This is a genomic window from Pseudomonas sp. QS1027, assembly GCF_002814235.1.
Taxonomy (GTDB): domain Bacteria; phylum Pseudomonadota; class Gammaproteobacteria; order Pseudomonadales; family Pseudomonadaceae; genus Aquipseudomonas.
The window spans coordinates 168,306-181,269 of the sequence record NZ_PHSU01000005.1 but is presented as its reverse complement, the minus strand read 5'-3'; the positions used below and the strand labels follow the sequence as shown (position 1 = coordinate 181,269).

The following is a 12,964-nucleotide window of genomic DNA, read 5'->3' as shown; positions in this document are numbered from 1 at the left end:
GCTCACTCTCGGATTGCCGGCAACTGGCCGGGTGCTGGCGTGACGGTTTCCAGGAGCGTCTCGGGTTCGGCGAAGGTGATGCGAATTCCCGCTTCGGTATAACCGTAATTCCAGCGCAGCTCTTCATCGGCGGGAATGTCCCGGGTGGTAAAAAAACCGCTCAGGAGGAACGGCTCCAGACGTCCCTCGGCGATTTCTACATCGACGGGAAACGTTGCCCCTTCGACGTTGTAGCCGCTGCTGGCTTGCCGGACCGGGAGGCGTCCCTCGTATTCGAAAATGGAATTGATTCGCGAAATGATGTTGTCCCCCGTCAGCACCAGCCGATCCCATGTCGGCCTGGTGGGGAGGGGGCCGGGCATAACATCGATCACGAACGGATCCCGGCGGGCATTGCTGACGTGGAATGGGATGAAGTTACCGCCATACACACCGATGGCCTCCCCGGCTTTCAACGGTTTTCTGGCAACGACCATGGCTTGGCCGATCATGCTTGTTTCCTGGGGGAACTTGGCGTCCTCGGCGGTGAACTCCCGCAGCAGCAGCTTCTCCTCGTAGAGCTTGGCGACCTCTTCATGGTTCTCCCATTTCAAGTACGGCAGGATTTCCTTGGCCGGGTAACGGACTCCCGAGTCGTTGATCTCACTCATGCGTTGGATCTTTCTGATGCGCAGCGGATTGCCTGACAAGTCCCGCAATGGATAGCGACCATTGTTCACCCGGTCATACTCGCCCATCCGGTTGGGCTGGCGCTGATAGGATTTGATGGCTTTCATGCGCTGCAGGTCTTCGCGGGTGAAGGGCTCGGGCTTGACGTATTCAAGCGCCGACACCATGGTCGTTTCACTTTCCACCAGCTGGATCTTGCTGTTTCCCAGCCCCGGAGCACCGCCTTTCAAACCGATGCCGGTGTTGATTTCCCAGTGCCCGTCCCGGCGCTGTAGCACCGGGCGATAACAGCGGAAAGGGCTGCGGGCGTCGATCAGTTTCCAGCCAAGATCTGAAGACTCGACCTGGTAATAGCGCTCTTCTTCCTGGATGTAGTGTCGGGAAAGGGCCCCCCGATACAGGCCATCGCCCACCGTCTCCAGGTTGCCCGGTGGTGTTTCCAGCGCGAAGTGAGTATCCAGTGCGAGGCCGGTCCTGTAGGGCAGCGAGGTCGGGGCAGGAGGAATCCGGCGTACGAGCGGTGGTGAAGCGCTCAGTTGGGTAATTGTGTGAATCAGCGACTGCTTGAGCGCGCTGTTTCGATTCGGGCCGCTGAGGCCCAGGTTGTCGAGTTCGACTGCGGGCAGGGCTTGCCCGATGGCCGAGTAGAGATCACTCGGCGCCAGGATTTGCTCACCATCGGCCGCGTAGACCTGATAGCCCGAGCCTTCACGGAGCAGGCGCCTGACGGTCGTTGCGGTGTCGTTCCCGACACTGGCGATAGGCTGGCCGGCCAGCGTGTCCGCATACAGTTCCAGGCGAACGTTGCCCGACCAGCCCGGCAGTGCTTCAAGCGTCTGGAATACCAGTTGGTCCGAGGCTGGATTGAGTGTCGTGTGCAGATAAAGGCCTTCATGGATTCGGGCGGTATCCACGTTCTTCATTGACAGTTCGGCTTCGTCTTTCAGGTAGGGCAGCAAGCTTTTCTGGTTCAGGATCTGCTGCGATTCAGCAGGGTTGATGGATTTCGCCATGGCTTGTACATAGCTTTTGGGCAGGTCCGGAAAGTCCTGTCGGATCTGCTCGGGCAACGGGCCTTCGACGTGTTCGCTCTTTTGATAAAGGTCTTCGAAGCGTGCCGATGTGTGTGGGTCGGCGGCAAGGGCAGGGGCTGCGCCGTCGTGGTCCGGGGGGCTTCCCAGCAGTCGCTGATGCTGGATTTGCCTGTCGAGCTGGAAGCGTTTCAAGGTATCGATCAATTGTGCCGGCGGCGATTGATTCTCGCGATGAAGTTCAAGCAACAGCTGCGAATCGCTTGCGCTGGCGTGCAGGATCGGCGCCAGATCTTCGGGTGGGGTGCCAGCTGCCAGCGGCCCCAATCGCCTGAGCCGTTTCAAGTCGCTCCAGTCTTGTGGTTGTTCATGCAGGGTACGCCAGGCCCCGCTGCCGTTTTGCAGCAAGGGGGGTGAATACGCCCATGGGTCCTCGGGATGTCGAATGGACCACTCGGGCGGGGCCCCGACAGTGCCGACCTCATAGAGTTGTTCGTCCAGCGACAGGTAGTGCTTGCCTTGATAGTGGTACAGGCCCTGTTCATCGGGGAGCAGCGTTTCAGGGAGTTCAAGGGACTGGCGATAGGGGCTCAGGTCGGCTTTCCACAAGGCAAGGCGGTTGGACGACAGCTTGACAGGCAGCAGCGAGTTGACGAAACGCCCGGCCTTGACGGCGCCCGCGCTTGCGCCCATGAACGCGACCTGTTCGGCGACGTCCATCAGGTAGTTGAGTGCTTCAACTTTTTCGTCGCGCCTCCAGGCGTCGAATCCTTGATAGGCCTCCTTGATCAGTTGTGCCCCCGTGAAGATCAGCAGGACGTCGCCTATCACGGGGATGAACGATGCCGCGAGGAGCAAGGCACTGAGGCCGGCCTTTGCGTAGGCCTCCCGCAGTTCTTGGCGGGCTTGGGTATCGATATCCGCGGTGGGGACCACAACCTCCCGCCCGTGTCGCTCGATCTGTCGCACGCGCTGGTCGCGCAGGCTTTTGAATACGTTGCCTTTGATCGGGTGCAGCGCGAGAAACACAGGATTGGGCCAAGGAAGGGGACCGGTCTTCGGCGCCCATTTTTGCCGCAGGGCCCGTCTGATCATCTGGTCGAGCAGTTTTCCCTGATGACTGACCGGGAGGAATCGTGAAAAGAACTGCCGGTAGCCGGGCGACAGCAGCCTGCGGTTCAATTCGTCTTCAAAATCCTTGATTGAACCGTAGCGTGCCAGGGGGAGGATCGGGTCCTGGGGTATGTAGACGATGCACGGACTTGTCCCGTCTTCGGCGTCCAGGCCGATCACCAGCACCTCGCTGACGTCCATGCCGAGGAACTCGAGCTGCGAGCAGGGTCGGGTGCCATAGCGGACAACATAACGATCGTTCAGTACGTCGAGCAGCACCCGGTGGGAGGCTATCGAGATCTCTTGTTGGAGGATGGCCAGGTGTATCGCTACGGCGAAGGCGTCCTTGTAACTTTTGATCAGGGCATCCTGGGTGGTGCCGTCGACAGCACCCTCGGGTTGGGTGGGTACCGCGAGAATGGAGCGCAGGTGAATCTGATACAGGCTGCCGAAGTCCAGGTTGCGACAGACCAGGGCGAACTCCTCGGGTTTGATCGGGGTTTTGCCGTCTCGGGCCCCTGGTGTCAGGTAAATCCCCGAGCTGGCACCGAAGGCCTCGGCGCTGGTCAGCGATTCGTCGAAATTGTGCAGGGCCGCGGACAGCAGTGTTTGCTCGGTGGTCGTGCCCTGGACCGATATCAATCCGAAGAAATAGTCGTTTTTATGTTCGTGAACGAAAGTCGCCTGCTCGACATCCAGGGTGAGTTGGAAATTGACGGTGATGGCGTGCTCCAGCAACGGTTTGACGAATTGCGCGGGCGATTGCAGTGTTGCCATCATCTGCCTGACTTCATGCCGGGAATTGCAGCTGGCTAGCATGCTCTGGCGCAAGGCTTCGCGTTGTTCGCGGGGGGCCTCGAGCAGCCATGTTGGCAAATGATTTTTAATCACCTCGAAATGCGACTGCTCGTTCGGGATCGGGGGAGAGGATGGAGTCATGACGGTAGCCTTGCCGGTTTTTTGAAGTCCCAGCTAACGACAAGGCGGTTGTATGGCTGCACTAGATAGTTGTCGGCGGGCGCCCGGCGGATGGGCGCGGGTAAAACCCGACGGTTATCGTCGGACTTGATCAAAATTTGTGCTATATTCCGCGCCCGCGAATTTTCATCTCGACACCGGTCATCGCCATGCAAGCAGCCAAGCCGTTATTTGACTATCCCAAGTACTGGGCCGAATGTTTCGGGCCCGCGCCCTTCCTGCCCATGAGCCGGGAAGAGATGGATCAGCTTGGCTGGGATTCCTGCGACATCATCATCGTCACCGGTGACGCCTACGTTGACCATCCGTCCTTCGGCATGGCGATCATCGGCCGGCTGCTGGAGTCCCAGGGCTTCCGCGTCGGGATCATTGCCCAGCCGAACTGGCAGTCCAAGGACGACTTCATGAAGCTCGGCGAGCCGAACCTGTTCTTCGGGGTCGCGGCCGGCAACATGGACTCGATGATCAACCGCTACACCGCCGACAAGAAAATCCGCTCCGACGACGCCTATACGCCAGGTGGCATGGCCGGCAAGCGTCCGGACCGCGCCAGCCTGGTCTACAGCCAGCGCTGCAAGGAAGCCTACAAGCATGTGCCGATCGTCCTTGGCGGCATCGAGGCCTCGCTGCGTCGGATCGCCCACTACGACTACTGGCAGGACCGCGTGCGCAACTCGATCCTGATCGACGCCAGCGCCGACATCCTGCTCTACGGCAACGCCGAGCGAGCGATTGTCGAAGTCGCCCAGCGCCTGTCCTACGGCCACAAGATCGAAGACATCACCGATGTGCGCGGCACCGCGTTCATTCGTCGTGACACGCCGGCGGGCTGGTACGAAGTCGACTCCACGCGGATCGACCGGCCGGGCAAGGTCGACAAGATCATCAACCCGTATGTGAATACCCAGGACACCCAGGCCTGCGCCATCGAGCAGGAAAAGGGGCCGGTTGAAGATCCGCAGGAAGCCAAGGTCGTGCAGATCCTGGCCAGCCCGCGCATGACCCGCGACAAGACCGTGATCCGCCTGCCGTCGGTGGAAAAGGTCCGTGGCGACGCGGTGCTCTATGCCCACGCCAACCGCGTGCTGCACCTGGAAACCAACCCGGGTAACGCCCGTGCGCTGGTGCAGAAGCATGGCGATGTAGACGTCTGGTTCAACCCACCACCCATTCCGATGACTACTGAGGAAATGGACTACGTGTTCGGCATGCCTTATCAGCGCATCCCGCACCCGGCGTATGGCAAGGAGAAGATCCCGGCCTACGACATGATCCGTTTCTCGGTGAACATCATGCGCGGTTGCTTCGGCGGCTGTACGTTCTGCTCCATCACCGAGCACGAAGGGCGGATCATCCAGAACCGTTCCGAAGAGTCGATCATTCGCGAGATCGAAGAGATCCGCGACAAGGTGCCGGGCTTTACCGGGGTGATTTCCGACCTCGGCGGCCCGACCGCGAACATGTACCGCATCGCCTGCAAGAGCCCGGAAATCGAATCCGCGTGCCGCAAGCCGTCGTGCGTGTTCCCTGGCATCTGCCCGAACCTGAACACCGATCACTCGTCGTTGATCCAGTTGTATCGCAGCGCTCGCGCCTTGCCGGGTGTGAAGAAGATCCTGATCGCTTCCGGCCTGCGTTACGACCTTGCGGTCGAGTCGCCGGAGTACGTCAAGGAGCTGGTGACCCACCACGTCGGCGGCTACCTGAAGATCGCCCCGGAGCATACCGAGGAAGGTCCGCTCAACCAGATGATGAAGCCGGGCATCGGCAGCTATGACAAGTTCAAGCGCATGTTCGAGAAGTACTCCAAGGAAGCCGGGAAAGAGCAGTACCTGATTCCGTACTTCATTGCCGCGCACCCGGGCACCACCGACGAAGACATGATGAACCTGGCGCTGTGGCTCAAGGGCAACGGCTTCCGGGCCGACCAGGTGCAGGCGTTCTATCCGTCGCCGATGGCCACCGCCACGGCCATGTACCACTCGGGCAAGAACCCGCTGCGCAAGGTCACCTACAAGAGCGACGCGGTGACCATCGTCAAGAGCGAGGAGCAGCGCCGGTTGCACAAGGCGTTCCTGCGCTACCACGATCCGAAGGGCTGGCCGATGTTGCGCGAGGCCTTGCAGCGTATGGGCCGTGGCGACCTGATCGGGCCGGGCAAGGACCAGTTGATCCCGCTGCACCAGCCGGCGACCGACAGCTACCAGAGCGCGCGTCGGAAGAACTCGACGCCGGCCGGCAGCCATAAGGTGGCGAAGGACACGACCACCAAGATACTCACCCAGCACACCGGCCTGCCGCCCCGTGCCAGCGATGGCGGCAACGCCTGGGACAAACGCGAACAGGCCAAGGCCGCCGCGTTTGCCCGTAACAAGCAGGCCGCCAAGGAGCGTGCCGACGCGGCCAAGGGCAAAGGCAACAAGCCGGCCCGCAAGCCGGTGGTGCCGCGCTGAGGCACTAGCTTCAAACGCTAAGTGAAATACAAAACGCCAGCATCGCGCTGGCGTTTTGCTGTATGTTCAACCCGTTTTTTTCGATAGCATCAGGTCACAGGAGCCTGTGTTCCACGTTAGCTTTGCCGGTATTGATTATTTGAGCACTTCCCAGTATCCGCTTTTAGTTGGGCCTACATGTCGGATAGTCCCGGATACCCGAAGCTTGTTCAGATGATATTTGACCCCATCAGAGCTCAGTCCGAGCTGCCTTGCCAGTTCGTAGCGGGTAGCGGCAGGTTGCTGGCGCAATAGCTCTACAATTTTCTCTCGCACCGTCCCCGTACGAACTTCTTGGGTAGTTTCTTGGGTAGTTTCTTGGGTAGTTTCTTGGGTGGTCAGCGCAGCATCTACTCGGTTCACTGCCAGTTGGACCGGATCGGCTCGGAAAGTGAGCATCAGCCCAGACAAACCGTCATCGAATAGAGGTGGCGGAATGCCGTGTTTGCGACACTCACTGAGGATTTTTTCGATTCCCCGTCCCCAGGACTCCACGTAGCCAGCGCGGAAAAATGCTGACGCCAGAAGCGGATTGAATGGATGGGACGGATGTTTCGCGAGCAGTTGCTCCTGCGTCCAGAGATCTGGCAATTGGCCGGGATTCCAGATCACGATTTGATGTTCATAGACGCTGATCTGGATGGGGATGCCGCTGGCGTAGTCTTTGTGGATCACCGCGTTGAGCAGAGCTTCACGCAAGGCCTGCAAAGGGAACAGATATCGCTCCACGCGCTGGATACCTTCGTAGCGGATATACGCCTTGAGGTATTTGCTGTGCAGCAGTTCCAAGGTCTTTTCCACTTGGCTGAACAAGTCGCCGTGGATTTCGTCCTGATAGCGCAAATCGTCGTCGGTGATGAAAAAACCGAGTTTGATATAGGCACCAGGTACGAAGCGCTCGGGCTGAGTGCCAAACAGGAGCGCGGTCGCCCGCTTCAGGTATTGGCCTTCTTCCAGTTGCAGGCTGGCGAGCAAGACGATGTCACTGTCTTCAAGCACGGCTTCATCCACCCGCCCACTCTTGGCGGCTCTGGCACGGAACCCTTGAAACGCGGCGGGTTGGCAGTCGCCGAGAGTCAGACCCGGTAGAGGCACGCCATCCCAGTGCAGGCCCTGTTTGCGCAGTAGAAAGCGCGATAACGCAGGGCCTTTCAACTCCTGTTTGGTACTACCGCTGCGGTAGTGATATTCACCCTTGTAACTGACTGGGCTGGGATAGGCCGGCACCACAATTTCCAATAGGTCCTTACCTGCCTCTTCACGCAGATTCACATCTACCATGATGCCCAGTACGTCGCGGACCTTATTGGGAATATCCTCCAGCAGGCGGGCGGCATCGGCCAGACCGACAGGGTTTCCAGAGTCGCTGCGCCCAATTTCCAGCACTCCGCCCTCGGCATTGGCGAAACCGCATATCCACTTCAGATAATCGTCTCGCCACGTGGCCTTCCATTCCCGCTGTTGGTGTTCACTCATGCCAATCGAATCCTTCCTGTGAGGAGTGCCTTGATTGGCCGCGTCATAATCGAGGTTCCCGAGCCGATCATCGTTGCCCACCTTTATCGTGAAGGCCGTAAGAATATCATCGCGCCCATATGGAATATGCCTCGACCTTGTCAGCGGATTTCTCTACGTCAACCTGCGAGCCCTCAGGAGAACGTCGCGAGTTTCGAAGTCCTCGTTGAAAGCCGGGCGTTAGCCTGGTGCTGGCGTTTTGGTTTCTATCGGAGACCTGTTCCGTTTGCTAAGGTGCGGCGAATTTCCAAGCGCTCGATTCAAGGATGAACACTGCATGAGCAACCCGCTCCCTGGCATCGGCATGGATTCCAGCCCCTCGCAATTCCTCGCCCGCCAACGCATCGAAAGCCAGATCAACCTGCCGAAGCTCTTTGCGGCGATTGATGCCGACCCAGGCATCGTCGGGGCCGGCGTGGTCTATATCGACGCCGACTTCAACGTCGTCACCCTGCGCGAATTCCAGCCGATCTGCAGCATCAAGCCCAAGCGCATCATTTTGCGCGAGGCGCAGAAGTACATTGCGCCGGTGCAGTTTGCCCAGCAGGTGCAGGACAATCCCCGCGAGTCGCGTCTGGTTGGAGAGGCCATCAATACCACCTTGTCCTGCGCCGGGGCGGTATTGGGCTGGATTGTCGTGCTCAGTGGCTCGGTTGCGGTTCCCTTCAGTGCCGGGGCCAGTTCGGTGGTTGTGGTTCTGGGTTATACCGCCGCGGCCGCCAGTTCGGTGCAGTGTTTCGCCGGGAGCATCCGAACGGTGGCGGAAGTGGTCAACCCATCGTTCAACGACAAGCTGGACAGTGAAGAGTGGTACCAATATGCCTCGATTGGCCTGGACGCGGCCTCGCTGTTGGGCGTAGGGGCTTCCACCTTGACCACTATAAAACTGGTGAAGGTGGCCAAGGCCACTACCGGTAAGAGTCTGCGTGAAGTGTTGCGCGGACTGACGCGCCAGGAAAGGTCGAAGTTGACCAAGGAGTTGCTCAGCATCAACGATCCACGGTTGACACCGAAGATGCTCAAACTCAAGCAACTGGCTGGAGAACTGCCCAAGCGCTTCACCCCAACCGAGCTGAAACACGCCACCGTCACCCAGATCAAGGACTCCCTGAGCGCGGCGATTGGCCTGCTCGGCAGCGGTTTGTCGGGTAATGTCAAAACCATTGCGGTCGGTTTATACGAAGAGTTGGAGGAGTGATGGACGACCTGAGTCTGCCGCGTTTTCTATCGCGTTATTTCCCGACCTTTATCGGCGGTATTTTCGCGGCGCTGTTCTCATTGGCCTGTGCTATTCCGTTGGTGGCGGCGTTCTATTTCGCCGGTGCCTCACTCGGCGAGCAGGCGACCTGGTCGGTCGTGGGGGGCGCGGCGGTCACACTGGTCGTGGTGCACTGCAATTTCATGGTGGTGCGCGGCAGGCCGCAGTGGGTGTGGGGATTGGTCGTGGTGCTGGTGGTGTGCCTGTTGAGCGTATTGCCGACCCTCGAGAATCGTCCGCATAAAGTCATCTATGCACTGGCTGTGCTGTTTCCGTTGCTGGGACTGCTCTTGCTCAACAGCAAGCGCCACCGCGAAATGCGCAGCAAACTCGTCGATATTCGCCACCAGCGCGAAGCCCTGAAAAATGCCCTGAAGGCCCGGCGCAAACCACGCTGAGAACGTCGTTCGACCATTCGCCCCGTTTCTGTGCGACTCTCTGCACTACGCCCTCAGGCTGGCGCCATTCTGGTGCTGTGCTTAGCTGAGCGAGCACGACTCACGCCGAAAGCGCAGGACTTGGCCAAGTGGCATAAGTCTTGCGCGCACAGGTATAAGCCCAGGCTCGCAGGAGGCACGCCGTGTCGATCCATGTCGCATTGCACCATGTCACGCATTACCGCTATGAACGCGCCATCGAGCTCGGTCCGCAGATCGTTCGCCTGCGTCCGGCGGCCCACAGTCGCACGCGGATTTTGTCCTATGCGCTGAAGGTCCAGCCCGAGCAGCATTTCATCAACTGGCAACAGGATCCCCAGGGCAATTATCTGGCGCGGCTGGTGTTCCCGGAAAAAACCACGGAACTGCGCATCGAGGTCGACCTGGTCGCCGAGATGGCGGTGTTCAATCCGTTCGACTTTTTCCTCGAGCCCTACGCCGAGAAAATCCCGTTCACCTACGCCGCCGATGAAAAGCACGAGCTGTCGCCCTATCTGGAGAAGCTGCCGCTGACGCCCAGGTTCCAGGCCTACCTGGACGGCATCGAGCGTACGCCGCTGCCCAGCGTGGATTTCCTGGTGGCTCTCAACCAGCGCCTGAGCGAAGACATCGGCTACCTGATCCGTATGGAGCCCGGCGTGCAGACGCCCGAGCAGACCCTCGTCAACGCCTCCGGCTCCTGCCGCGACTCGGCCTGGCTGCTGGTGCAACTGCTGCGTCACCTGGGGCTGGCGGCGCGGTTTGTCTCCGGCTACCTGATCCAGCTCACCGCCGACGTGAAAGCCCTCGATGGCCCGTCTGGCACCGAGGTCGACTTCACCGACCTGCACGCCTGGTGCGAAGTCTATCTGCCGGGTGCCGGCTGGATCGGCCTGGACGCCACTTCCGGGCTGTTCGCCGGCGAAGGGCATATTCCGTTGGCCTGTAGTCCCGATCCGTCGTCAGCGGCGCCGATCAGTGGCCTGGTGGAACCTTGCGAGTGCGAGTTCAGCCATGAAATGTCGGTGGAGCGGATCTGGGAGGCGCCGCGCGTCACCAAGCCCTACACCGAGGAACAATGGCTGGCGATCCAGGCTTTGGGCCGGCAGATCGATGCCGACCTGCTCGAAGGCGATGTACGCCTGACCATGGGCGGCGAGCCGACCTTCGTCTCCATTGACGACCCCGACGGCGCCGAGTGGAACACCGCCGCCCTGGGCCCGGACAAGCGCCGGCTGTCCGCCGAACTGTTCCAGCGCATGCGCAAGCGTTATGCCCCCCAAGGCCTGGTGCATTTCGGCCAGGGCAAGTGGTACCCCGGCGAGCAGTTGCCGCGCTGGTCGCTCAATAGCTACTGGCGCCGCGACGGCGTGCCGATCTGGCACAACAACGCGCTGATCGCCGATGAGCAGGAAGACTACGGTGCGGACGGCGAAATGGCCGGGCGTTTCCTGGCGAGTGTCGCCGAGCGTCTGAAGTTGCCGACGCGCTTCGTCTTCCCGGCCTACGAGGACAATTTCTACTACCTGTGGCGCGAGGGGCAGTTGCCGATCAACGTCACGGCCACAGACCCACGACTGGATGACGAACTGGAGCGCGCGCGGCTGCGCAAGGTGTTCTCCCAGGGCCTGGACAAGGTCATCGGCCAGGTGCTGCCGCTGGCCCGCACCGCCGCCAATGACCGCTGGCAGAGCGGGCGCTGGTACCTGCGTGACAGCCATTGCCGGTTGGTGCCGGGGGATTCGCCGCTGGGTTATCGCCTGCCATTGGCTTCCCAGCCTTGGGTGACGGCGGCGGAATATCCGTTTGTGCACCCGACCGATCCGAACCAGGATTTGCCCGAGCTGCCGGACACCGCCGCACTCAAGGTCCACGGCGAACCTGTGGTCAGCGAGGAGCGGGTGCCGAAGATCGACGAGTCGGCCGCCTGGCTGACCCGCACCGCCTTGTGCGCCGAAGCGCGCGGTGGTCGCTTGTACCTGTTCATGCCACCGCTGGAGCGGGTCGAAGACTATCTGGAACTGGTCAGCGCCATTGAAGCCACCGCCGAGGAGCTGCATTGCCCGGTCTTGCTGGAAGGCTACGAGCCACCCCACGATGCGCGCCTGGGGAATTTCCGGATCACCCCCGACCCGGGCGTGATCGAGGTCAATGTGCAGCCGTCCGCCACCTGGGACGAGTTGGTCGAGCGCACCGAGTTCCTCTATGAGGAGGCGCGCCAGACCCGCCTGACCACCGAAAAATTCATGATCGACGGGCGCCATACCGGCACCGGCGGCGGCAACCATTTTGTCCTCGGCGGCGCCACGCCGGCGGACTCGCCGTTCCTGCGCCGTCCCGATCTGCTGCGCAGCCTGATCAGCTATTGGCACAATCACCCGTCGCTGTCCTACCTGTTCTCCGGGCTGTTTATCGGCCCGACCTCCCAGGCGCCGCGGGTGGACGAAGCGCGCAATGACTCGTTGTACGAACTGGAAATCGCCTTTGCGCAGATGCCGCAACCGGGCGAGGAATGTCCGCCCTGGTTGGTGGATCGCCTGCTGCGCAACCTGCTGATCGACGTGACCGGCAACACCCACCGCGCCGAGTTCTGCATCGACAAGCTCTACTCGCCGGACGGTGCCACGGGGCGCCTGGGCCTGCTGGAGCTGCGCGCCTTTGAAATGCCGCCTCACGCGCGCATGAGCCTGACCCAGCAACTGCTGCTGCGGGCGCTGGTGGCGCGGTTCTGGCGCGAGCCCTATGCGCCGCCCAAGCTGGCGCGCTGGGGCACCGAACTGCATGACCGCTTCCTGTTGCCGCACTTTATCGAGCAGGATTTCGCCGATGTGATCGTCGACCTCAACGCCGCCGGTTATCCCCTGCGTGCCGAGTGGTTCGCCGCACACCTGGAGTTCCGTTTCCCGAAAGTCGGCGACTACGCGGTCAATGGCATCGAACTGGAAGTGCGCCAGGCCCTCGAACCCTGGCATGTGCTGGGCGAGGAGGGCGCGGTCGGTGGCACGGTGCGCTACGTGGATTCGTCCCTGGAGCGCCTGCAGGTCAAGTTGAGTGGCCTGGCGCCGCAACGCTATCTGCTGACCTGCAATGGCGTGGCGGTCCCGCTGCAGCCCACCGGGCGGGTCGGCGAATTTGTCGCCGGCGTGCGTTATCGCGCCTGGCAACCGGCCAACTGCCTGCAACCGACCATCCCGGTCCATGCACCGCTGGTGTTCGACCTGCTCGACACCTGGATGCATCGCTCCCTTGGCGGTTGCCAGTACCATGTCGCCCACCCGGGCGGGCGCAACTACGAGACCTTGCCGGTGAACGCCAACGAAGCGGAAAGCCGGCGTATGGCGCGGTTCTTCCGCCTTGGCCACAGTCCTGGCACGTTGCCGATTCCGACGTTGAAGATCAACGACGAACTGCCGATGACATTGGACTTGCGACACACATAAATCTGACAGGGCGCACGGAGTTTTCGCGTATCCGTGCGTCATCTGTCTGCGT

At 60.9% G+C, this 12,964-nt stretch carries 6 protein-coding genes; 4 read left to right on the top strand and 2 right to left on the bottom strand.

All coding sequences use genetic code 11. The features are described from left to right. Positions 1–2: 2 nt before the first annotated feature. The gene (locus CWE01_RS06435; RefSeq protein ID WP_157815190.1) at positions 3–3,752 is read right to left on the bottom strand and encodes an SET domain-containing protein; all 3,750 of its coding nucleotides are present in this window, start codon (positions 3,750–3,752) and stop codon (positions 3–5) included. 188 nt (positions 3,753–3,940) lie between these two features. On the opposite strand from CWE01_RS06435, the gene CWE01_RS06430 reads away from it, so the two are divergent. Next, entirely contained in the window at positions 3,941–6,244 is a 2,304-nt protein-coding gene (locus CWE01_RS06430) for a YgiQ family radical SAM protein (RefSeq protein WP_100939723.1), read from the top strand. A gap of 135 nt (positions 6,245–6,379) precedes the next feature. Here CWE01_RS06430 and CWE01_RS06425 read toward each other — a convergent pair whose 3' ends face one another. After that, positions 6,380–7,759 carry an ATP-binding protein gene (locus tag CWE01_RS06425; RefSeq protein ID WP_100939692.1) on the bottom strand — a complete coding sequence of 460 codons (1,380 nt, stop codon included), beginning with the start codon at positions 7,757–7,759 and terminating at the stop codon, positions 6,380–6,382. Between the two features lie 316 nt (positions 7,760–8,075). On the opposite strand from CWE01_RS06425, the gene CWE01_RS06420 reads away from it, so the two are divergent. The 3 genes from CWE01_RS06420 (at position 8,076) to CWE01_RS06410 (ending at position 12,912) form a co-directional block, all read left to right on the top strand. Continuing rightward, a complete protein-coding gene (locus CWE01_RS06420; protein WP_100939691.1) occupies positions 8,076–8,996 on the top strand; it encodes an NAD synthetase in 921 nt (306 codons plus the stop codon). After that, positions 8,996–9,454 carry a hypothetical protein gene (locus tag CWE01_RS06415; RefSeq protein ID WP_100939690.1) on the top strand — a complete coding sequence of 153 codons (459 nt, stop codon included), beginning with the start codon at positions 8,996–8,998 and terminating at the stop codon, positions 9,452–9,454. Before CWE01_RS06420 ends, CWE01_RS06415 begins: the two co-directional genes overlap by 1 nt. A 182-nt stretch (positions 9,455–9,636) precedes the next feature. Beyond that, a complete protein-coding gene (locus tag CWE01_RS06410) occupies positions 9,637–12,912 on the top strand; it encodes a DUF2126 domain-containing protein (protein WP_100939689.1) in 3,276 nt (1,091 codons plus the stop codon). Positions 12,913–12,964 lie beyond the last annotated feature (52 nt).

What these genes read in the sequence shown, in the direction of transcription:
- CWE01_RS06435 (WP_157815190.1), bottom strand. Translation starts at nt 3,752, where the DNA reads ATGACTCCATCCTCTCCCCCGATCCCGAACGAGCAGTCGCATTTCGAG.
- CWE01_RS06430 (WP_100939723.1), top strand. Translation starts at nt 3,941, where the DNA reads ATGCAAGCAGCCAAGCCGTTATTTGACTATCCCAAGTACTGGGCCGAA.
- CWE01_RS06425 (WP_100939692.1), bottom strand. Translation starts at nt 7,759, where the DNA reads ATGAGTGAACACCAACAGCGGGAATGGAAGGCCACGTGGCGAGACGAT.
- CWE01_RS06420 (WP_100939691.1), top strand. Translation starts at nt 8,076, where the DNA reads ATGAGCAACCCGCTCCCTGGCATCGGCATGGATTCCAGCCCCTCGCAA.
- CWE01_RS06415 (WP_100939690.1), top strand. Translation starts at nt 8,996, where the DNA reads ATGGACGACCTGAGTCTGCCGCGTTTTCTATCGCGTTATTTCCCGACC.